The following is a 22,171-nucleotide window of genomic DNA, read 5'->3' as shown; positions in this document are numbered from 1 at the left end:
GGGTTGGGCGGGGTGAACGGCATGGCGCGGGACATCGCCGCCGGGCTGCAAGTTGCCGCCGCGATCACCACCAGCGGCGAACTGCGCTTCGGCACCTGCCTGCTCAATCCACCGAGCGGTTACACGCTCGACGATCTGGAGTCGGGCAAGCGCTTTGTCTCCGATCTGCTGGCCGGCCACAGCGTCCGCATCGAAGGTGCGGCGCCATGGCTGGCTCAGGCGCAACTGCCGGAAGATCCGCAGGCCCGGCGTTCGATCCATGTCGGCAGTGATGCGCGTGCCGCGAGCGCCAACGAACTGCGGATTTATCCGCGCAGCGTGGCGGTCGCGGTCGGTGCCGAGGGGGTTGATCTGCCGAACACCATTCGTGGCGCGTTGCACGCGGCTGATGTGGCCATTCAATCGCTGGCCTGCCTTGTGGCGGCGGATGACCGAATGGCCGACCCGATCCTGCGCGAAACAGCGCTGGAGCTGGGCGTGCCGTTGCGCTTTGTCGCGTCCACAACCGACCTCGGCGAACTGGCGCGCGGCGCGGTCCCTGCAGCGAAGGTCATTGCGACGGCCCATGATCTTGCCATCGCCGTGGCCGAACAGCCGCTGGATGTCAGCGCGATCGGTCGTCCACGCGGGCGCCTGGCGGTGATCGGCCTCGGCCCGGGTGCCGCCGAACTGATGGTGCCGGCGGTGAAAGCCGAACTGACCCGGGCCACCGACGTGCTGGGTTACGAAACCTATGTGCGCATGGCGGGCCCGTTCCGCGACGACCAGATCCAGCATTGCACCGACAACCGCGAAGAAATGCAGCGTGCCCGCCACGCCTTCCGGCTGGCGGCCGAAGGGCGTTCGGTGATCGTCGTCTCGTCTGGCGATCCGGGCGTGTTCGCCATGGCGGCAGCGGTGCTCGAAGCACTGCACGAATCGGCCGATCCGGCCTGGCACAGCGTCGACCTGGAGATATTGCCGGGGGTTTCCGCGTCGCTCGCCACCGCCGCCCAGGCCGGAGCGCCGCTGGGTCATGACTTCTGCGTGATGTCGCTGTCGGACAACCTCAAACCGTGGTCGATCATCGAGAAGCGTCTGGATCTGGCCGCCGAGGCCGATCTGGCGCTGGCCTTCTACAACCCGATCTCCAAGGCGCGCCCGTGGCAGTTGGGGCGCGCGCTGGAAATCGTCGGCCAGCACCGGACCGCGCAAACGCCGGTGGTGCTGGGCCGCGACATCGGCCGGCCGGGGCAGACCTTGCGCGTGACGACGCTCGGCGCCTTGACGCCGGAGCAAGTGGACATGCGCACCATGGTGCTGATCGGCTCGTCCACTACCTGCACCTTTGCCCGCAGCGGCGGCGGTGAGTGGGTCTACACCCCGCGCTGGTACGGTGAAAAGCCGCTGGGTTGATAGAGCGCCGCAGTGTGGCTGCTGCAGTTGAACGGCGATGAAAAAAAGCCGCGAACTTGAGGTTCGCGGCCTTTTTTTATGTGTCGGGGTTGCCTGGTGCGCGGCGGGGCGTCGATTGCCATTGAGCGAGGCGCCGGTCGGGATCAAGGCACCAGATAGCCTTTGACCCCGGTGAAGATGATCTGCGCAGCCAGCGCGCACACAAACAATCCCATCAGCCGGCTGACGATCTGCAACCCCTGATCGCCGAGAATCCGCTCGATGCGGTTAGACAGGTACAGCACCACGCCCACGGTGAAACTCGCCAGGGCGATGCTCATGATGGCGGTGAGCTTGTCGTCCCAATGTGGCTGGCTGACGCCCATGACCAGCAGGGCGCCGATGGTGCCGGGACCCACCGTCAGCGGAATGGTCAGCGGCACGATGGTCACGTCCTGCTGCACGTTGTCGGCCTGTACTGCCGGTTTGCCCTGCGCCATCCCCAGCGCCGAGATGAACAGCACGCTGCCGGCGCCGATGCGGAACGCATCCACGGTGATGCCGAACACATCGAAGATCACGCGCCCGAACAGATACAGCAATACGCTGGAAACCAATGTGGCGATCGCCACTTTCCACGCCAGACGCCGTTGCTCCTTGCGCGAATAACCGCGAGTCAGGCTGATGAAGCAGGACAACACGAAGAATGGGCTGTAGAGCACCAGCATCTTCAGGTAAACGCTGAACAGCACATGGAGCATGACTGGAACCTGCACCGACGAAAGTTGAACGGAGTCTATCAGGCGCCGCACGGTCTGTCGGCTTGATCGCGGTTTTGTTTTTTGCTGTTTTCAAGAACTAAGAAAGTTTCCGGTTGTTAGTTTGGTGTTTGTAACTTGCTATTGTTCTTTATTGGTAATACTTGCCGGCTTGTTGGTTTTGTTTTTCTTGCGTAAGTTTTTATCGCGGACTCAGGAAGGGTCTGCTTAAACTAAGCGAAGGAAAATGAAACATGAAAAAGAACCCTGTTGTAACTATCGCCGAGCGTCTTGAACGTCTGAGTGCCTATGATGTAACGCCAGAGGAAGTGGTACTGGCGCCACGCAGTTTTCCGAGGCTGGCAGCCTTCAATGTCGAAGAGCCAAGCCGTGCTTCGATTGTGGGTGACGCTGTTCTCTCGTTTGTCTCGGGCATGTCTGATCAGAACCGTACCGATGTACTGAACACTTATCTGTTTGCTTCGCTGGCGGCGACCAAGAAGTACCCTGCGGATAATCAGGGCAAAGAGTGGTATCAGACATTTCTCGCGGCCATCCAGGACTGCGGCTGGGTCGTGCTCAAGCGCTATTACGATTCCACCGCCGCCTCCGGCAAAACCTTCACCATGGATCAACTGGCACTGACCATCCTCAGCTCCGCCGTCGCGGCGGCGGCCGTGCCAGGCCCGACTTCCGCGCTGCTGCTCAAGGTCGCATCCGATGCCATGGCGTCGCTGCAAAAAAGCGAGCAGCCGCTCAAGGTGTTCGATCAGAACATCAAGGAGAAAGGCACCGGTGGTTTTGCCGTGGGTTCGTGCATCGAAACCGAAGGCCGGGAAGTCATCCTGACGCTGGGCGCGGTACGTTTCATCAATCGCACTAACCAGACCAAAGTTCTGTTCGTCAATTGGGACAGCAGTTCGGTGGATCTGTATCGCGGTGAATCGCATATGACCATGGTGCCGTCGATCATTGAAAAGACGCGCGCCATTATTGCCGGGAAACTGGGCGATCGTGCGGTCAAGCAAGTCAGTGAGTGGGATATCTGATTGGATAAAAAACAAATGGCGACAGTGATGTCGCCATTTGCTCATGTAAGGGAGGCGATGATGCAAAAACAATATTCGGTATTTATCAATGCGGGTGCATTGGTCGTTCTACCTGCGCAAATGTCCATTCAGGAAAAGCAGGATGTTCAACATTCATTGTTGTTTGCACAGTTGGCAGCCACTAAAAGATATCCGCTTACTTCCGAATACGGAGAATGGTACTCAATCTGGCAACAAGTGCTGAAAGACACCTGGTTGCAGCAATCAGTGACGTGGGACAAGTTCACCCCGCAACCCGGCGCCTCAGTGGCGCCTGTGGATTGTCTGGTGGAGCAGTTGGGCAACGGGTTGCAGAGTCACGAGGTCGCCGAATGTTCGGCCATTCTGCAATACATCGCCGGGTTACCGCCGACCGACCCGGTTGTGGGTTTCCTGCGGGAAAGGGTTCAGCGGCGGAAAGAACCGGGTGACGAGGAGGTCGCGGCCATCGATCAGTTTCATTTTCTGGTCGTGGTGGCGCAGCCCGGCCTTCGGCTGAATGCGGCTTATCTGATGTTGAGCGCTTCGGCAGGCGATACGGGCAATCCGTTTGCCCGGGTTTTCAACGCTGACAATGTGGCCGGAGTTATCGAACAACGATTCTTTCAGGCAGATCTGGTCACGGCGTTGCACAAGCCCGTTCGGGCGGCGCTCGGCAAACGCCTGGAACCGTTCGCCGAGCTGATCCGGGAAGTGCCTGAAGCGGTTGCTCTCTGAGTTACGAGGTGTGTGCCGTGCTGCGGTTGTGCTGGTCACGCTGGGCGACCCAGTGTTCGATCAGCTCGCGCAACTGTGACAGCTCCACCGGTTTGGCCATGTGCCCGTCCATCCCGGCCTGGCGCGCGCGCTCCTTGTGCTCGGCAAGAATGTGCGCGGTCAGCGCCACGATCGGCGTGCGGGTGCGCTGGTTGCCGACTTCCCAGGCACGCAGCTGCTGGGTGGCGGAGAAACCATCGAGAATCGGCATCTCGCAGTCCATCAGCACCAGGTCGTACCGCTGGGCCTTCATCGCCTGCAAGGCTTCTTCGCCGTTGCTCGCGGTGTCCGGTTGCAGGTTGAGCTTGCCGAGCATGCCGCGAATAACCTTGGTGGAAATGGTGTTGTCTTCGGCCACCAGAATGCGGAAATCGCTTGGCACCTTGACCGTCGTGGCCGCTGTGACGACCTGAGGCTGGAACACCACTTGCCCGCGATTGCGCTGGTTCAACTCGTCGGCGAGGGTGGTCTTGAGGGTATACCCGGCCACCGGTTTGGCCAGGATGCGCTTGATCCCCGAATTGCGCGCGATGATCTTGCTCGGCGCATTGCTGATGCCGGTGAGCATGATCAGCAGGATGTCGTGGTTCAGGCTCGGGTCTTCCTTGATCTTGGCCGCCAGTTGCATGCCGGTCATGCCGGGCATGTTCTGATCCAGCAGCACAATGTCGAAGTAGTCGCGCAAGTGGGCTTTGGTGCGCAGCAGGGCCAGTGCTTCCTTGCCCGATGGCACGGCGCTGACGTTCAGGCCCCAGGCGCTGCATTGCTGCACCAGCACCTTGCGGCAGGTGTCGTTGTCGTCGACCACCAGCACCCGCGCACCTTGCAGCGGGCCGTCGAGATCGGACGTCGGGTGTTCCAGGCGATCCGGGTCCAGCGGCAGGGTCAGCCATAAGGTGCTGCCCTGGCTGCCGCCGCTCTTGATGCCGAACTCGCCCTGCATCAGACGGATCAGCTGCCGGGCGATCACCAGGCCGAGGTTGCCGCCCAGGCGATTGGCCGACAGGAAATGCTTGCTGTGCAGCTCGGCGTGCATCAGCGCTTCGCGCTCGTCCTGTTCCATCGGCTGGCCGCTGTCCTGCACGGCGATGCGCAGGCGCGGCTTGCTGCTGCGTTCGTCGAGGGCGACCACCACCAGCACTTCGCCCTCTTCGGTTTTCTTCAGGGCGTTTTCCAGAAGGCTCAGCAGGGTCTGGCGCAGACGCGTCGGGTCGCCGCTGATGACCCGTGGCACCTGGGGCTGAATGAAACTGATCAGCTCGACGTTCTGCTGTTCGGCCTTGGCCCGGTAGATGCTCAGGCAATCGTCGATCAGGGCGTTGAGATCGAACTGCACATCGTCCAGTTCGATCTGCCCGGATTCCAGTTTGGAGATGTCGAGAATCTCGTTGATCAGGGTCAGCAGCTCGTTGCCGGCGCTGTGGATGGTCTGCACGTAGTCGCGCTGCTTGACCGACAGCGGCGTGCCGAGGAGCAGTTCGGTCATGCCCAGCACACCGTTCATTGGCGTGCGGATCTCATGGCTGATCTTGGCCAGGAATTCGGCCTTGGCATTGATTTCGGCGTTGCTGGCAGCAAGGTCGCGGCTGATGCTGAAATGGCTTTCAGTGATGCTGCGCTGGCGCTCGCCCAGGGCAATGCTCATCAACAGGCCGCTGATGCAGATGAACGCCATCAGGGTCATGATCAGGCCTTGCGGCGCCACCAGGGTCAAACCGAGCAGGGCCGGGAGGATGATCAGCGTGCCGATGTTGAATATCACCATGGCGGCGACGAACAGTCGGGCAGGGCGGTAGCCCTTCTGCCAGTGATAGAAACCGACCAGCAGCATGCTCAGGCCGGCCAGGGCGACCAGGGCGTAAGTGATGAAATTCAGCGGCAGGGTGTTGACGAACAACAGCAGCAGGCTGCAGATCACGATGAACAGGATGTCGCCGAGCAACAGCTTGTTCAGCGGATGCGCACCGAGCGGCGAGAAGAAGCGGTAGGCGAACATCAGCCCGGCGGGGGCGGTCAGCAGCAGGGCCAGATAGGCGCCCGGAGTCTGGATCGCGTGCCAGTTCGGCAGCCATGGCCCGGCGAGGTTGAGCAGCAGCAACAGGCTCAGGCTCAGCAGACCTTCACACACCGCCAGCCACAGACTGCTGCGCGAACGGGTGTAGGCGTAGCGGATCAGATTGTGCAGGATCAGCATGCCGAGACAGCCGAACAGCAGGCCGTAGACCAGTGTCTGGTTCTGACTGGCCGCGCTCATCACCGCCGATTGCAGGGTGATATAGGGGCGCAACTGGTGATCGGAGACCAGTCGCAGATAGACATCGAGGGGCTTGTCGCTTTGCGGCAGCGGCAGCATGAAATCGCTGCTGGGCAGCGGCCGTTCGACCTGGGGCTGGGCGGTGCCGGTTTCCCGTTGCTCGATCAGCTTTTCGCCGTCCAGCACGTACAGGTTCAGGTGCGACAGGTCGGGGGCGAAGATCCGCAGCACTTGTTCGTGCTTGCCGGGCGCCAGTCTGAAGCGCAGCCAGAGCGCGCCATCGGGCTCGGCCGCCGTCAGGCGATCGAGGTCGATGGGGCTGAATTGATTGGTATAGCGGGCGGAACGGATGTCGCTCAGTTGCAGATTGCCCTGATCGTCGAGCAAAACCGCCCAGCCACTGCCTTGCGCGGCTTGGGCCGGAAGCATGCAGAGCAAGGTCAGCAGTGTGACGGTGAGTCCTATGGCAATCCTGAGCCAGCGCACGGCGAAATCCCTATCGTAGGTTGGAGCCAGAATATAACGATGCGCGGCGGCGGAACAGCCCGGCGAAGGAGGGCATCCTGCGCCGGGCTTCATCAACAGCTTATTCCTGGGTTTCGCCACGTTCACGGGCAATGGCGCGGTAGCCAATGTCCTTGCGGTAGAAGCAGCCTTCCCAGTCGATCGCCGCCGCCAGCTTGTAGGCCTGCTGCTGGGCTGCACCGACGGTGGCACCCATGGCGGTGGCGCACAGCACCCGGCCACCGGCGGTCACGACCTGGCCGTCCTTGAGCGCGGTGCCGGCGTGGAAGACTTTGCCTTCCAGGCCTGCCGCTGCATCCAGACCGTTGATCGGCGCGCCCTTGGCGTAGTCGCCAGGGTAGCCGCCGGCGGCCAGCACGATGCCGACGCTCGGGCGTGGATCCCACTGCGCTTCGACCTTGTCCAGCGCCTGGGCCAGCGCGGCTTCGACCAGCAGCACCAGGCTCGATTGCAGGCGCAGCATCACCGGTTGGGTTTCCGGGTCGCCGAAACGGCAGTTGAACTCGATGACTTTCGGATTGCCGGCCTTGTCGATCATCAGACCGGCGTACAGGAAACCGGTGTAGACGTTGCCTTCCTCGGCCATGCCGCGCACGGTCGGCCAGATCACCTGGTCCATCACGCGCTGGTGAACGTCGGCGGTGACCACCGGTGCCGGGGAGTAGGCACCCATGCCGCCGGTGTTCGGGCCGCTGTCGCCGTCGCCGACGCGTTTGTGGTCCTGGCTGGTGGCCATCGGCAGAACGTTCTTGCCGTCGACCATGACGATGAAGCTGGCTTCTTCGCCGTCGAGGAACTCTTCGATCACCACGCGCGAACCGGCGTCGCCGAACGCGTTGCCGGCGAGCATGTCGCGCACGGCGTCTTCGGCTTCGGCCAGGGTCATGGCGACGATCACGCCTTTACCGGCGGCCAGGCCATCGGCCTTGATCACGATCGGCGCGCCTTTTTCACGCAGATAAGCCAGGGCCGGCTCGATTTCGGTGAAGTTCTGGTAGTCGGCGGTCGGGATCTTGTGGCGCGCCAGGAAATCCTTGGTGAAGGCCTTCGAGCCTTCGAGCTGCGCGGCACCGGCGGTCGGGCCGAAGCAGTCCAGGCCACGGGAGCGGAACAGATCGACCACGCCGGCCACCAGCGGCACTTCCGGGCCGACGATGGTCAGGGAGACGTTTTTCTCGGCGAAATCGGCCAGTTGCTCGAGGGCCAGGACGTCGATGGCGACGTTTTCGCACTTGGCTTCAATCGCGGTGCCGGCGTTGCCCGGAGCCACGAAAACCTTCTGCACACGCGGATCCTGAGCCACTTTCCAGGCCAGGGCGTGTTCACGGCCACCGCTGCCAATGATCAAAACATTCATTTCAAAAACCTCGGATGACGCTAATTCTGTTTTAGAACCTAAAGCGCTTCACGCTATAGGAGGTCGCAATGAAGTCGGTAGATGCAAGGCGGAGTCGACCTCGATGAGCGGAGTTGCCTTTTGGCAATGAGCATCATTGAGGTCGGCTCCAACGCAGCAGATACCGGCTTCAGTGCGGCCGTCGACCAGTTAGTGACGGAAGTGGCGCATGCCGGTGAACACCATCGCGATGCCGGCTTCATCGGCAGCGGCAATGACTTCGTTGTCACGCATCGAACCGCCCGGCTGGATCACCGCAGTGATGCCGACCTTGGCCGCGTTGTCCAGGCCGTCGCGGAACGGGAAGAACGCGTCCGATGCCATCACCGAGCCCGCGACTTGCAGGCCGGCGTGTTCAGCCTTGATCGCGGCGATGCGCGCGGAGTTCACGCGGCTCATCTGGCCGGCGCCGACACCGATGGTCTGACGGTTCTTGGCGTAGACGATGGCGTTGGACTTGACGAACTTGGCCACTTTCCAGGCGAAGATCAGGTCGTTGATTTCCTGTTCGGTCGGTGCGCGCTTGGTCACCACTTTCAGGTCGTCGGCACCGATCATGCCGATGTCGCGGCTCTGCACCAGCAAGCCACCGTTGACGCGCTTGTAGTCCCAGGCCGGAACACGGTCGGCCGACCACTCGCCACAGGCCAGCAGGCGCACGTTGGCTTTTGCGGCCACGACGGCGCGGGCTTCGGCGCTGACGCTCGGGGCGATGATGACTTCGACGAACTGACGCTCGACGATCGCCTTGGCGGTTTCGGCATCCAGTTCACGGTTGAAGGCGATGATGCCGCCGAAGGCCGACTCGGTGTCGGTGGCATAGGCCAGTTCGTAGGCCTGACGGATGCCGCCTTCGGCGTCCGGGCTCACGGCCACGCCGCACGGGTTGGCGTGCTTGACGATCACGCAGGCCGGTTTGACGAAGCTCTTCACGCATTCCAGCGCGGCGTCGGTGTCGGCCACGTTGTTGTACGACAGTTCCTTGCCTTGCAACTGGGTGGCGGTGGAGATGCCGACTTCGGCCGGTTTCGCTTCCACGTAGAACGCCGCGCTCTGGTGCGGGTTCTCGCCGTAGCGCATTTCCTGGGCCTTGATGAACTGGCTGTTGAAGGTGCGCGGGAATTCGCTGCGACCTTCAGTGCTCAGGGTTTCAGCGGCCTGGTTCACAGTGCCCATGTAGTTGGCGATCATGCCGTCGTAGGCGGCGGTGTGTTCGAACGCCTTGAGCATCAGGTCGAAACGCTGGGCGTAGGTCAGGCCACCGGCCTTGAGGTTTTGCAGGACGTCGGCGTAATCGCTGGCATTCACCACGATCGCTACGTCTTTGTGGTTTTTCGCGGCCGAACGGACCATGGTCGGGCCACCGATGTCGATGTTCTCGATGGCGGTCGGCAGGTCGCAGCCTGGCTTGCTGATGGTGGCTTCGAACGGATACAGGTTGACCGCCACCAGATCGATCGGCTTGATGCCGTGCTCGTTCATGATCGCGTCGTCGATACCGCGACGACCGAGGATCCCGCCGTGGATTTTCGGGTGCAGGGTTTTCACCCGACCGTCCATCATTTCCGCGAAACCGGTGTAATCCGCGACTTCCACTGCGGCCACGCCGTTGTCCTGCAGCAGTTTGAAGGTCCCGCCGGTGGAGAGGATTTCCACGCCTAGGGCTTCCAGCTCCCTGGCGAATTCGAGGATCCCGGTCTTGTCGGAAACGCTGATCAAGGCGCGGCGGATCGGCAGGCGGGTAGTCTGGTCGGTCATCTCAATTTCCATCAAAAGCAAAGGAAGTCAGCAAAAAAGGCGACCGGTTTTACGCGGGCGCCTTTCTGGTTTGATTGAATGCTTACAGCAGATCGTACTGCTTGAGTTTCTTGCGCAGCGTGCCACGGTTGAGTCCGAGCAGCTCGCTGGCCTTGGTCTGGTTGCCCTTGACGTAGTTCATCACGCTTTCGAGCAGGGGAGCCTCGACTTCGGAGAGCACCAGGTTGTACACATCCGTGACGGCAGCGCCCTCAAGGTGGGCGAAATAATTGTGCAGCGCCTTCTCGACACTCCCGCGAAGGGTCTGGCCTTCTTCGCTCGGGGTATTGAGGTGCTGTTTCAAATTCACGTTGTCGCTCACGGGTGTTGTTCCACTCACTAAAGTCTCGGTCATCATCGTCATGCGGCCACCCCTTCTCCGTCCCCTGTCAGGCTCTTGTAACGCTCGGCGAAGAACTCCCGAACGTTGGCGCATTGTGTTTCCGTACCATCCAAACGATTGAAACGGGCGCGAAACTCCCTGGCGCCCGGCAAGGTTGCGAGATACCAGCCCACATGCTTACGAGCAATGCGTACGCCCATCACGTCCCCATAGAAAGCGTGGAGGGCGGCCAGATGCTCAAGCAGAATGCGTTCCACCTCGATCAGCTCCGGCGCCGGCAACATCTCGCCGGTCCGCAGGAAGTGCTCGATCTCACGAAAAATCCATGGCCGCCCCTGGGCAGCCCGACCTATCAGCAGGCCATCGGCACCGGTCGCGTCGAGCACGTAGCGGGCCTTCTGCGGCGAATCGATATCGCCATTGGCGAACACCGGGATCGACACCGCCTGCTTGATCGCGGCAATCGTGTCGTACTCGGCTTCACCGGTGTACAGGTCGGCACGGGTGCGGCCATGCACCGCCAGCGCCGTGATCCCGGCCTGCTCGGCGATCTTCGCCACGGTCAGGCCGTTCTTGTTGTCGCGATCCCAGCCGGTGCGGATCTTCAAGGTGACCGGCACATCGACCGCAGCCACCACGGCCTGCAGGATCTCGGTCACCAGTGCTTCATCTTTCAGCAACGCGGAGCCGGCAGCCTTGTTGCAGACCTTCTTTGCCGGGCAACCCATGTTGATATCAATAATCTGTGCGCCCAGTTCGACGTTGGCCCGGGCCGCATCCGCCAGCATCTGCGCGTCGCCACCGGCGATCTGCACCGAGCGCGGCTCGGGATCGCCTTCGTGGATCATGCGCATGCGCGACTTGCGGGTGTTCCACAGGCTCATGTCACTGGTGACCATTTCCGAGACTACAAGCCCTGCGCCCAGACGTTTGCACAACTGACGAAAGGGCTGGTCGGTGACGCCCGCCATGGGGGCGAGAATCAAGCCGTTCTGCAATGTGTATGGGCCGATGCGTACCGCCGACATAGGACTTCCCTGAAGTGGGGCCGGATCATTAGAGTTCGAAAAAGGGTTGGCATGATACCCGCTCTCGATGACTGGATAAAGGCTGAATTGAACAAAATCTGAACAGTTATTCTGTTATTGCCAGAGGTTTGGTTGTCCGGGGCAAAGTCAGAAAACCGCCGTCAATCACGCAGCGGTGAAGCGTTTCACTCGGGGGAGTGGAAACTCAGGCTGTAGTTCACCGCTTTCGGGCCTGGATCGAGGATGTCCAGGGCAATGTGGATTGGCGTCTGCGGTGGCATTTCAGCCATGCCTTCCAGGTCGCCGTTGAGGTATTCGCCGGGTTTGAAGCGACGGCTGGCAATCAAGTGGCCGTTGAGGTCGGCGAAGCGCAGCTCCAGCAGCGGGAACGGTTGCGAGAACGGGGCACGGTTGTAAATGATCGCATCGACCACCAGCGCCCCGCTGAATTCCGGATGGCTGCGCACCACGAGGTTGCTGCTCTTGATCTTGGCGATGTCGACCTTGGACGGCACCGTGCAGCCGATTTGCGGACACAGTTGCTGGAACCACGGGCGGTATTGGTCCTGGCGCGCCAACTCGTCGAAATGATAGGCGACGTACTGGCCGGCCAGGCCGGCAGCGGCCAGCAGGATCAACAGCAACCAGAGAAAGCGTCGACCCCACGGCGAACGGCGTTTCTGCCAGTCCAGTTGCAGCGGATCGTCGGTCAGGTCCTGCAGGACTTCGGCGCGGACACCGGGTTCGGCGCGCTCGCGTTTCTTGCGCGGTGGCTCGATTGACGACAGCTCGTCATCGGCGTCGTCACTGGCAGACAGGCGTTCGCGGCGGGCGTTCGGGTCGATCGGATCGTGCAGGCGCAGCTGCGGGATCGGCGGCTCGTCATCCAGATCCACCGGTTCCAGCGACAGCGACGGTTCGGTGCGCTCCGGTTTGATCGGCTCGATGTCGACGATTTCCGGCTCGGCTTCAGGCTCGGGCGTGCGCTCGTCGGCGGGTTCGCTGAACAGGCTGTCCGGCCAGACGGCTTCATCCGGCTCGGGACTGTCGCGGCGCGCGCTCAGGGAATCTTCGCGCGGGCGACCGAATTCGGTGGTCGGCTGGATTTCCCGTTGCTCGAGGCGGGCGAGTTCCTGGTCGAGGTCCAGGCTGTCCAGGTCCAGCTCGGAGGCGCTCCACTGCTTTTGGCTGATGGCGCGCGGTGCCGGCACCGTCGGTTCGACGATGGCCGGTGGTTCCTCCGCCGTGGGCGGCGCCAGGCTTGGCGGCGCTTCGACGGACGGTTGCGGAACGGCTGGCACGACCGGCGCCAGCGCGTCCTTGCCGGCGCGTTGTTCGAGCAGCTGTTTGGCCGCGTTGAACACTTGCAGGCAGGAGCCGCAGCGAACCACTCCACGGGCCACGCTCAATTGAGCGTGGCTGACACGGAAACTGGTTTGGCAATGCGGGCACTGGGTGACGAAGCTGTCGGTCATGCGGCGATCCGGATTGAGCAGGCGGACATTCTAGCGCCGACGGCCGGTGATGCGCACCCAGCCATCGCGATTGGCGATCGGGTCGAGATCGAAGTCCTGCGCATAGGCGGCAGCCACTTCGTCGCCTTGTTCGGCGAGAATCCCCGACAGTGCCAGGCGTCCGCCGGACTTGACCAGACCGGACAATTGCGGCGCCAGGGAAACCAGCGGCCCGGCGAGAATGTTGGCCACCAGGACATCGGCTTTGACCGGCGGCAGGTCTTCCGGCAGGTACAACGGGAACAGCTCGTCGGCGATGTTGTTGCGCCCGGCGTTATCGCGCGAGGCTTCCAGCGCCTGCACGTCGATGTCGGTGCCGACCGCTTCCTTCGCGCCCAGCAGCAGGGCGGCGATGGCCAGAATCCCCGAGCCGCAGCCGAAGTCCAGCACGTTGCAGTCCTTCAGGTCCTGGCCGTCGAGCCATTCCAGGCATAGCGCGGTGGTCGGGTGGGTGCCGGTGCCGAATGCCAGGCCCGGGTCCAGCAGCAGATTGACGGCGCCTGGCTCCGGTGCGGCGTGCCAGCTCGGCACGATCCACAGGCGCTGGCCGAAGCGCATCGGCTGGAACCCGTCCATCCAGCTGCGCTCCCAGTCCTGGTCTTCGATCACTTCGCTGTGGTGCTCGGGCAGCGGGCTGCCGGTCAGCAGTTCGAGGTGGGCGAGGACGAGTTCGGCTTCGGTGCCGCCCTCGAACAGGGCCAGCAGGTGAGTGTGCGACCAGAGCGGTGTGGTGTTGAGTTCCGGCTCGAAGATCGGCTGGTCTTCGGCGTCCATGAAGGTGACCGAGACGGCGCCCACTTCAAGGAAAGCGTCTTCATAGGTTTCGGCTTGTTCTGGGCTGATGGCGAGACGGACTTGCAGCCAAGGCATGGCGGGCACCTTTGAAAAAGATTGATTGCAGCCTAGCGGCCTGCGAGAAGCGCGCAAGTTTACGCGAGCGCGCGGGGTTTGTGGGAGCGGCATTTGTAGCGCAGATGTTGAGCGAAGCGGATGCCCGCTCCCGTGAGGGCAAGCATGAAACCTCCAGAAACAACAAAGCCGCCCGAAGGCGGCCTTGTCATATGCCGGGCGAAGCTTAGTGCTTCTCGCCAGCCAGCTTGTGCTCGAGGTAGTGAATGTTCACGCCCCCTTTGCAGAAGCCTTCGTCGCGGGTCAGGTCACGGTGCAGCGGGATGTTGGTCTTGATCCCGTCAACCACGATTTCGTCCAGGGCATTGCGCATGCGTGCCATGGCTTCGTCGCGGGTGGCGCCGTAAGTGATCAGCTTGCCGATCAGCGAGTCGTAGTTCGGCGGAACCGCATAACCGCTGTACAGGTGCGAATCGACGCGAACGCCGTTGCCGCCTGGTGCGTGGAAATGCTTGACCGTGCCCGGGCTCGGCATGAAGGTTTTCGGGTCTTCGGCGTTGATCCGGCACTCCAGCGAGTGACCGCGGATCACCACGTCATCCTGGGTGAACGACAGCTTGTTGCCGGCGGCGATGCTGAGCATCTCCTTGACGATGTCGATACCGGTGACCATTTCCGAAACCGGGTGCTCCACCTGAACACGGGTGTTCATTTCGATGAAGTAGAAACGACCGTTTTCGTACAGGAACTCGAAAGTGCCGGCGCCACGGTAGCCGATGTCGATGCACGCCTGGACGCAGCGCGCGAGGACTTCCTTGCGGGCCTGCTCGTCGATGCCCGGTGCCGGCGCTTCTTCGAGAACCTTCTGGTGACGACGTTGCAGCGAGCAATCGCGGTCGCCCAGATGGATGGCGTTACCCTGGCCGTCGGACAGTACCTGGACTTCGACGTGACGTGGGTTGGTCAGGAATTTTTCCAGATAGACCATCGGGTTGCCGAACGCCGCGCCAGCTTCGGTGCGGGTCAGTTTGGCGAAGGCGATCAGGTCTTCTTCCTGGTGTACCACGCGCATGCCGCGACCACCGCCGCCGCCAGCGGCCTTGATGATCACCGGATAGCCGACTTCACGACCGATGCGCAGTGCCGTTTCCTCGTCTTCCGGCAGCGGGCCGTCGGAACCTGGAACGGTTGGCACGCCGGCTTCGATCATCGCGTGCTTGGCCGATACCTTGTCGCCCATCAGGCGAATGGTGTCGGCTTTCGGGCCGATGAAGGCGAAACCGGAGTTCTCGACCTGCTCGGCAAAGTCGGCGTTTTCCGCGAGGAAACCGTAGCCTGGGTGAATGGCGGTAGCGCCAGTCACTTCAGCGGCCGCGATGATTGCCGGGATGTGCAGGTAGGAGTGCGCGGCGGAAGCCGGGCCGATGCAGACGGATTCGTCTGCCAGACCCAGGTGCATCAGCTCTTTGTCGGCCTTGGAGTAAACGGCGACGGTCTTGATGCCCATCTCTTTGCAGGCACGCAGAATCCGCAGGGCGATCTCACCGCGGTTAGCGATCAGAACTTTTTCCAACTTCGCAGTCATCAAAGGCTCTCCGCAGTTCAAACGATGGTGAACAGCGGTTGGTCGTACTCAACCGGCTGGCCGTCTTCGACGAGGATGGATTCGATCACACCGCTGGTTTCCGCTTCGATGTGGTTCATCATCTTCATGGCTTCGACGATGCACAGGGTGTCGCCTTTCTTCACGGTCTGGCCGACTTCAACGAAGGCTGGCGAGGTTGGCGAAGACTTGCGGTAGAAAGTACCTACCATCGGCGAACGGGCAACGGTGCCGTTCAGTGCTGGAGCAGCGGCGGCAGCCGGCGCAGCGGCTGCTGCTGGAGCGGCAGCGGCGACTGGCGCGGCGGCCGGAGCCTGCATCGGAGCCGGTGCGTAGTACTGCTGAGCTGGAGTCTTGCTGTTACGGCTGATGCGTACGGACTCTTCGCCTTCCTTGATCTCAAGTTCGTCGATGCCGGACTCTTCCAGCAGTTCGATCAGTTTCTTAACTTTACGGATATCCATGAATCGTCAACTCCCAAGGGTCGGTCAGGGGCGTTTAAGGCTTGTTGTTCAAGCTGTTGCCGTTCTTTCAAGCTGTTCTAGCGCGGCCTCCAGGGCCAGTCGGTAACCGCTGGCGCCAAGGCCGCAGATCACTCCCACCGCTACATCGGAGAAGTAAGAGTGATGGCGGAAAGGTTCGCGTTTGTGCACGTTCGATAAATGCACTTCGATGAATGGGATGCTCACTCCCAGCAGCGCGTCACGTAATGCAACACTTGTATGTGTAAATGCCGCCGGATTGATCAAAATGAAATCGACGCCTTCACCGCGTGCGGCGTGGATACGGTCGATCAACTCGTACTCGGCATTGCTTTGCAGATGCAGCAGATGGTGGCCGGCTTCACGGGCGCGGCGCTCCAGATCCTGGTTGATCTGTGCCAAGGTCGTCGACCCATAGGTGCCCGGCTCGCGGGTGCCGAGCAGGTTCAGGTTGGGGCCGTGCAGCACCAGTAGCGTTGCCATCTGCGTGTTCCTTGTTATGAGTGAGCCTGCGTCAGAACCCGGCGACTATGCCGCAAAGACTTTGTGACTGTCCAGTTCTCTGCAATAGCCAGCACGATGTCCGATGTTTGCGCGAAATGTGTGACCGAGTGATTAAATCCGGTCATTCGCTCTGGCGACACGTTCGGCGAAGTCGGCGGCATTGATCTCGCCGATCACCCGCACATCGCGGTGTTCATTGCCGTCCTTGCCGAAGAACATCAGCGCCGGTGGGCCGAACAGGTTGTAGCGGTCGAGCAGGCGGCGCTGTTCGGCGTTGCTCGCGGTGATATCGAAACGGATCAGCCGATAACCCTTGAGCCGTTCGACGACGGTGGCGTCATTGAGCACGTCGTGTTCGATGACTTTGCAACTGATGCACCAGTCGGCGTACCAGTCGAGCAGCAGCGGGGCACCGGCGTTTTTAGCTTCCAGCAGCATGCGATCCAGATCCGCCGGGGTGCTGACGGTCTGCCATTTGCCGCTGTCCTGAGCCGGCGCGCCGCTCTGGACGACACGCGGCGCAATCGGGTTGAGCGGATCGGTCTGGCCGCTGAAGGCGCCGTACCAGCAGGCCAGCGCATAAAACACCAGGAACATCCCGAGCAGTTGGCCAAGGCGTTTGCGCGGCGGTTTATAAACGAACTCCAGCGCGCCGAGGAACAGGCCGACGCCGCCGGCCAGCAGACCGATCAGCAACAACGTGACTTGTCCCGGCAAGACCCGGCTGAGCAAGCCGATTGCCAGTCCGAGCAGCAACACGCCGATACCGTTTTTCACGTACATCATCCATGGCCCGCTCTTCGGCAGCCACACCGCGCCGCCAGTCGCCACCAGCAACAGTGGCGCGCCCATGCCGAGGCCGAGCATGAACAGCTTCAGACCACCGCCCAGCGCATCGCCGCTGGCGCTTATATAAAGCAGCGCACCGGCCAGTGGTGCCGACACGCAGGGTGAAACCAGCAGGCTCGAGACCACACCGAGTACCGCCGCGCCCCACAGCGAACCGCCCTCGGTGCGCCCGGCGATCCGGTCGAGGCGGCTGCTGATGACGTGCGGCAGCTTCAGTTCGAATACGCCGAACATCGCCAGGGCAAAGATCGCAAAGAACATCGCGAACGGCACCAGCACCCACGCCGATTGCAACCGCGCCTGCAGATTCAGTTGCGCGCCGAACAACCCCATCAGTGCCCCGAGCAGGGCAAAACAGGCGGCCATCGGCAGGACGTAGGCCAGTGACAGATTGAAGCCGCGCAGCCCGCCGACCTGCCCGCGCAGCACCACACCGGACAGGATCGGCAGCATTGGCAGCACGCACGGAGTGAACGTCAGGCCCAGACCGGCGAGGAAGAACAGCGCCAGGTCACGCCAGTCCCAGGCGGTCGCTGGAGTGGGCGTGCTGCCTGCCGCTGCGTTGCCGTCGATGCTCAGGCGCTCGGTTTCCGGCGGGTAGCACAGGCCTTTGTCGGCGCAGCCCTGATAGGTGACGACGAGAGTGAAGGCCCGGGAGTCGTTGCGTGGCAGCTCGACATCGAGGATGCCGTGATAGACCTCGACATCGCCGAAGTACTCATCGTGTTTCTGCTCGCCGTTGGGCAGCTGCGCGGCGCCCAGTTTCACATCGGCCGGGTCGGTGCGGAACTGGAAGCGCTGGCGATAGAGGTAATAGCCCTCGCTGGCGACGAAGCGCAGTTTGATCGACTGCGGCGTGCTTTCGACCAGACTCAGTTGAAAGGCTTCGCGCACCGGCAGGAAGTCTGCGCTGTTATTGACTGAGCCCAGGGTGGAACCGGGTTTGCTGTCGAACAACCCGGCGGCGCCGGCCGGCAGGGTGAAGACAAAAAGCAGCAGGCAGAGCAAGCGGCGCATGACGATCTCGCGTATCGGAATTGGGGGGATGATAGCGGACGGTGCGCAGGTATGCAGGCGCGCGGTCATTGCGTTGATGAGGAGGCTGAATACGCCGTCCTCTTCGCGGGCAGGCCCGCTCCCACAAGGGCAACTTATTCCAGTGTGGGAGCGGGCCTGCCCGCGAATGCAGTCATTCAGACGCGGAAAGCCTGCACGGCGGTATGTAATTGTCCGCCCAACACGAGCAGGTTTTCGCCTTGCTCGCGACCTTCACCGATGCGCAGCAGGTTATCTCCACCCAACTGATGAATGCGCTCGCTGTGATCACGGATTTCGCTGACCGCGCCGCTCTGCTGGGCGGTGATGTCGGCGATGCGGATTGCGGTATCGGAAATGGTCTGGATCGCCCCGACAATCTTGTCCAGCGCGCCGTCTGCCGACTGCGCCTGATTGGCCGTGGCTTCGGCGTGTTCGACTTGGGCGCGCATGCCTTCCACCGATTGCCGGGCGGCGGTTTGCAGGCCGGCGATCAAGGTCTGGATCTCCGCCGTGGCGCCGGCAGTGCGCTGCGCCAGAGAGCGCACTTCCTCAGCCACCACCGCGAAGCCGCGACCCATCTCTCCGGCACGCGCCGCTTCGATCGCCGCGTTGAGGGCCAGCAGGTTGGTCTGGTCGGCAATCGAACGGATCACCGTCAGCACGCCGCCGATGGTCGCCGACTCCTCGGCCAGGTGTTCGATCATCTGCGCATTACCTTGTACTTCACCGACCAGTGCATGCAAGCCGGTGAGGCTCTGGCCGATGACTTGCTGTCCGTGCTCGACCGCCAGCCCCGCATGCCGACTGGCATCTGCCGCCTGACGCGCATCGCCGGCCACTTGCTGGATGGTCGCCTCCAGTTCGCCGAGGGAGTCACGGATCAGTGCGGTATCGCCGGCCTGATGTTCGGCGCCACTGTGCAAGTCGTTGCTCAGTTCGGCGAGGGTCCGGCTGCTGCCGGCGACCTGTTCGGCATTGCCGCGAATGGTGCCCACCAGATCCACCAGGTAGGCGCGCAGGCGATTGAGCGAGGCTTCGATGTCGTGCAGTTCACGGTTGGTCTTGCCCAGATGAATGTCCTGGCTGAAATCGCCCTCGGCCCAGGTCGACAGGGCCGGCGCAAGGTTGGTCAGGGTGCGCGCCAGGCGACGCTGCAAGGTATCGATCAGCAAGGCGATCAGCAGGATCAGGCCGATCATCACGCCTTGCATCAGGCGCACTTCGCCCTGGATCTGCCCGTGCTGGGCGCGCACCACCGGTTCGAGGCCGGCGATGGCTTGCTGCACGGCGGCGATTTTCAAGTGGGTGGCGGTGCTCAGGTCGGTGCGTTTCTGGATCTGCTCGCGAGTGCGCGCCAGTTCTGCCGGGTAGCGCCCGAGCAGGCTGTTGAGTTCGCGCTTGAGGCCGACGCCGGCATCCTCGGCGGTGGCTTTCTCGGTGTTTTCAATGCCCATCATCGCGGCGAAATCGTCGCTGCCGGATTCGTTGCTGGCGACCACGCCGAGCAGCGGCAGGGCATCGATCGCCTGCGCCTGGGTGCGGATGCTGGTGACTTCCCGCTCGACATCGACGGCCAGTTCGCTGCGGCCGCTGCTCACCAGTTTGTCCCGTGCCAGGGACAGTTTGCCCAGGTGTTGGGAGGCCGCGAGCAGCGGTGTCAGGTAGGTCGAATTGCCGCCAGCATAGGTGCTGAGCTGATCGAGGCTGGCGCTCAGTTCGCGCTCGGCCTGCAACAGCAGCGCCTGCGGATCACCGGCCAGTTTGCCGGCCGCCAGCAGGTCGGTCTTGCTGAAATCGTCGAGGCTCGACAGGCTCGGGCGCAGGGTGTCGGCGAGCGCGGGTGGCAGTTCGCCGAGTTCTTTCTGCAGGCCGTCGATGGCCTGGGTGGCGCTGCTCAGGCGCAGGGCGTCGCCGCTTGCGAGGTAGTCCTCGACGTTGCGCGCCACTTCATTCTGAAATTGCTGCGACAGCCCGAGGTAGCGCTCCATCAACAGATACGGGCGTTCAAGGGCTTTCTGCGACCACCACAGCGTGGCGCCGAGGGCCACGCACACGGCGACCAGCAACAGCGTATTGAGATTGGTGAGCAACTTCAGGCGCATGACGGTTACCAACGACAGAAATGGTAAGCGCCTGAATTTATTGCGGTTCTATTACAGGGTTATGACCGAATCGGTGGATTCCGATGAAAAAGTGGCACTTTGCTTTGAGTCCCGCGCGGTCTGTACCCGATTACGTCCTTCGCCTTTGGCGCGGTACAGCGCCTCGTCGGCCTGGCTGGCCATCATCAGGCTGTCGGAGTCGTCGTGCATCTCCACCACACCGGCGCTGAACGTACACCACAGATCCTGCGGTTGCGCCGGGTAATGGATTTCGGCGAAGCGCTGGCGAATCTCGTCGAGCACCTTATGTGCGGCGTTGATATCGGTGTCGGGCATGACGATGGCGAATTCTTCACCGCCGTAACGGCCGATGAAATCGGTCTTGCGCAAGCGTTGCTTGAGAAACAGCGCCAGGCTCTTGATCACCCGGTCACCCATCGGGTGGCCGTGGCTGTCGTTGACCCGTTTGAAGTGGTCGATGTCGAGCATGGCGAAACTCAACGGTTTGTTCTCGCGGCGGGCGCGGAACGAGCAGTCTTCGAGCAACTGCAAAATGTGCGTGTGGTTGTACAGGCCGGTGAGGCTGTCGCGCACCATCCGCGCTTTCAGGTTGCGAGCGCGGGCGGCGCGGTTGCGCACGGTGGTGATCAGGTGGCGCGGCTTGATCGGCTTGGTCAGGAAGTCGTCGCCGCCTTCGCTCATGGCGTCGAGCTGCTTGTCCAGATCGTCTTCGGCCGACAGGTAGATGATCGGCACGCTGACATAGCGATCATTGTGGCGGATGACCTTCGCCAGTTCGGTGCCGGTGCAGGCCGGCATGTACATGTCGAGGATGATCAGGTCCGGCTGGAAATCCGCCAGCTCGGCCATGGCCTGGATCGGTTCGATCAGGGTGCGGGTGACGATCCCGGCACTGTTGAGCAGACGCTCGGTGTGCAACGCCTGGGCGCGGGAGTCGTCGATGATCAGCACTTTATAAGGTTCGTACTGGGCGACGCAGGTCAGGACTTCGATCTTCTCCAGCAGGCTCGAGGCTTCGAGGGTGCCGGTGAGAAATTCCTGGCCGCCGGCACGCACCGCCGCCAGACGTGTCGGGGTGTCGGTTTCGTGCAGACTGAAAAACAGCAGCGGCAATGGTTCTTCCAGGCCTTGCTGGGCTTCGGCGGCGAGTTTCAGGCCGATGCCCGGGCCGCTGAAGTCGACGTCCATGACGATGGCCGCCGGCAAACGCTCGACCATCGAGGAGCGAAACGCCGACACACTGTCCAGCGCCTGGGCACTGAGGCCGAAGAATTCCAGCTGCTTGGCCAGGCGCTCGGCGCGGTCGTGATCCTGCAGCATCACGTAGATTGGTTTGCGCAGGGGCGGCAGGAATGTCTGGTCGAGTTGGTCGCCATGGCGCAGGCCGGTGCGCGACAGACGTTGCATCAGGCGATTGAGGTCGGTGATCAGGCCGCTGCTCAGGCGTCCGCGATTGGCGTCCACCGCTTCCAGCGACTGGCTGATGTGATGCGCGAGCTGGGTGTGTTCGGGCTGTTCGAAGCGCTCGGCGAAGCGCAGCAGGCGCAGGTTGGCCTCGCTCAGTTCGGCGAGGTCGGCGGTGGACCACTCGCTGCGTTGCAGGCGCTGCCATATCTCAAGAATCTGACGTGCCTGATGAATTACCCGCTGGGCAAAGTGGTGCTTGAGGCGCTCGCGGCTGGGGTCTTCTGGCTCGGTCATATCCTGACTACTAGTTAGGGTGCATGCTGAGATCGACTGGTGGCTCTATGCTAGCACCTCTTTTCCCCTATATGAGTGTCGTACGTCAATAATCTGCGGTGCGACACAATTCAGTTTCTGACCGGATGGTTTTGTTTTGGACTTGCTCGTCGGGCAAGTCCCCGTGAGCCGGGCGCTTGCCATGCTGGA

The 22,171-nt window shown here is 62.2% G+C and carries 17 protein-coding genes; 3 read left to right on the top strand and 14 right to left on the bottom strand.

All coding sequences use genetic code 11. From position 1 onward, the window contains the following. Nucleotides 1-1,395: precorrin-3B C(17)-methyltransferase (gene cobJ / locus KVQ74_RS27760; protein WP_217834569.1), on the top strand; the 1,395-nt coding region annotated here is incomplete at its 5' end. Between the two features lie 143 nt (nt 1,396-1,538). On the opposite strand, the gene KVQ74_RS27755 is transcribed toward cobJ, so the two are convergent. Then, entirely contained in the window at nt 1,539-2,135 is a 597-nt protein-coding gene (locus tag KVQ74_RS27755) for a MarC family protein (protein WP_217834568.1), read from the bottom strand. A 251-nt stretch (nt 2,136-2,386) separates the two neighbouring features. On the opposite strand from KVQ74_RS27755, the gene KVQ74_RS27750 reads away from it, so the two are divergent. Together KVQ74_RS27750 and KVQ74_RS27745 are read left to right on the top strand one after the other, a co-directional pair. Continuing rightward, nucleotides 2,387-3,181 (top strand): hypothetical protein, encoded by a 795-nt coding sequence (locus tag KVQ74_RS27750; protein WP_217834567.1) that lies wholly within the window; start codon nt 2,387-2,389, stop codon nt 3,179-3,181. Next, nucleotides 3,182-3,937 carry a hypothetical protein gene (locus KVQ74_RS27745; protein ID WP_217834566.1) on the top strand — a complete coding sequence of 252 codons (756 nt, stop codon included), beginning with the start codon at nt 3,182-3,184 and terminating at the stop codon, nt 3,935-3,937. A gap of 1 nt (nt 3,938) precedes the next feature. Here KVQ74_RS27745 and KVQ74_RS27740 read toward each other — a convergent pair whose 3' ends face one another. From KVQ74_RS27740 to gcbA, 13 genes are all read right to left on the bottom strand, one after another. Next, nucleotides 3,939-6,716 (bottom strand): hybrid sensor histidine kinase/response regulator, encoded by a 2,778-nt coding sequence (locus KVQ74_RS27740; protein ID WP_217834565.1) that lies wholly within the window; start codon nt 6,714-6,716, stop codon nt 3,939-3,941. 100 nt (nt 6,717-6,816) lie between these two features. Further along, nucleotides 6,817-8,112 (bottom strand): phosphoribosylamine--glycine ligase, encoded by a 1,296-nt coding sequence (purD, locus tag KVQ74_RS27735; RefSeq protein ID WP_217834564.1) that lies wholly within the window; start codon nt 8,110-8,112, stop codon nt 6,817-6,819. A 189-nt stretch (nt 8,113-8,301) separates the two neighbouring features. Beyond that, complete coding sequence (gene purH, locus KVQ74_RS27730) at nt 8,302-9,909, bottom strand: bifunctional phosphoribosylaminoimidazolecarboxamide formyltransferase/IMP cyclohydrolase (protein ID WP_217834563.1); 1,608 nt, start codon at nt 9,907-9,909, stop codon at nt 8,302-8,304. An 82-nt stretch (nt 9,910-9,991) separates the two neighbouring features. After that, entirely contained in the window at nt 9,992-10,312 is a 321-nt protein-coding gene (gene fis / locus KVQ74_RS27725; protein WP_003186237.1) for a DNA-binding transcriptional regulator Fis, read from the bottom strand. Then, entirely contained in the window at nt 10,309-11,319 is a 1,011-nt protein-coding gene (dusB, locus tag KVQ74_RS27720; RefSeq protein ID WP_217834562.1) for a tRNA dihydrouridine synthase DusB, read from the bottom strand. Before dusB ends, fis begins: the two co-directional genes overlap by 4 nt. A 185-nt stretch (nt 11,320-11,504) precedes the next feature. Then, entirely contained in the window at nt 11,505-12,794 is a 1,290-nt protein-coding gene (locus KVQ74_RS27715) for a DUF3426 domain-containing protein (RefSeq protein WP_217834561.1), read from the bottom strand. Nucleotides 12,795-12,824: 30 nt separating this feature from the next. Continuing rightward, the gene (gene prmA, locus KVQ74_RS27710; protein WP_217834560.1) at nt 12,825-13,703 is read right to left on the bottom strand and encodes a 50S ribosomal protein L11 methyltransferase; all 879 of its coding nucleotides are present in this window, start codon (nt 13,701-13,703) and stop codon (nt 12,825-12,827) included. 205 nt (nt 13,704-13,908) lie between these two features. Next, nucleotides 13,909-15,267, bottom strand: coding sequence for an acetyl-CoA carboxylase biotin carboxylase subunit (gene accC / locus KVQ74_RS27705; protein WP_217834559.1), 1,359 nt, complete (start codon nt 15,265-15,267; stop codon nt 13,909-13,911). A 17-nt stretch (nt 15,268-15,284) separates the two neighbouring features. Continuing rightward, the gene (gene accB / locus KVQ74_RS27700) at nt 15,285-15,749 is read right to left on the bottom strand and encodes an acetyl-CoA carboxylase biotin carboxyl carrier protein (protein ID WP_217834558.1); all 465 of its coding nucleotides are present in this window, start codon (nt 15,747-15,749) and stop codon (nt 15,285-15,287) included. Nucleotides 15,750-15,797: 48 nt separating this feature from the next. Beyond that, a complete protein-coding gene (gene aroQ, locus KVQ74_RS27695) occupies nt 15,798-16,250 on the bottom strand; it encodes a type II 3-dehydroquinate dehydratase (RefSeq protein WP_217834557.1) in 453 nt (150 codons plus the stop codon). A 132-nt stretch (nt 16,251-16,382) separates the two neighbouring features. Continuing rightward, nucleotides 16,383-18,137, bottom strand: a complete 1,755-nt coding sequence (locus tag KVQ74_RS27690; protein WP_217834556.1) for a protein-disulfide reductase DsbD — start codon at nt 18,135-18,137, stop codon at nt 16,383-16,385. A gap of 176 nt (nt 18,138-18,313) precedes the next feature. Next, a complete protein-coding gene (locus tag KVQ74_RS29720) occupies nt 18,314-19,357 on the bottom strand; it encodes a methyl-accepting chemotaxis protein (protein WP_404822775.1) in 1,044 nt (347 codons plus the stop codon). 954 nt (nt 19,358-20,311) lie between these two features. Continuing rightward, nucleotides 20,312-21,982 (bottom strand): diguanylate cyclase GcbA, encoded by a 1,671-nt coding sequence (gcbA, locus tag KVQ74_RS27680; protein WP_217834554.1) that lies wholly within the window; start codon nt 21,980-21,982, stop codon nt 20,312-20,314. Nucleotides 21,983-22,171 lie beyond the last annotated feature (189 nt).

Origin of the sequence: Pseudomonas botevensis (assembly GCF_019145475.1) — a bacterium.
Lineage (GTDB): Bacteria > Pseudomonadota > Gammaproteobacteria > Pseudomonadales > Pseudomonadaceae > Aquipseudomonas > Aquipseudomonas botevensis.
Note: the sequence above shows the minus strand (reverse complement) of the source record. Positions and strands in the feature narration are given on the sequence as shown.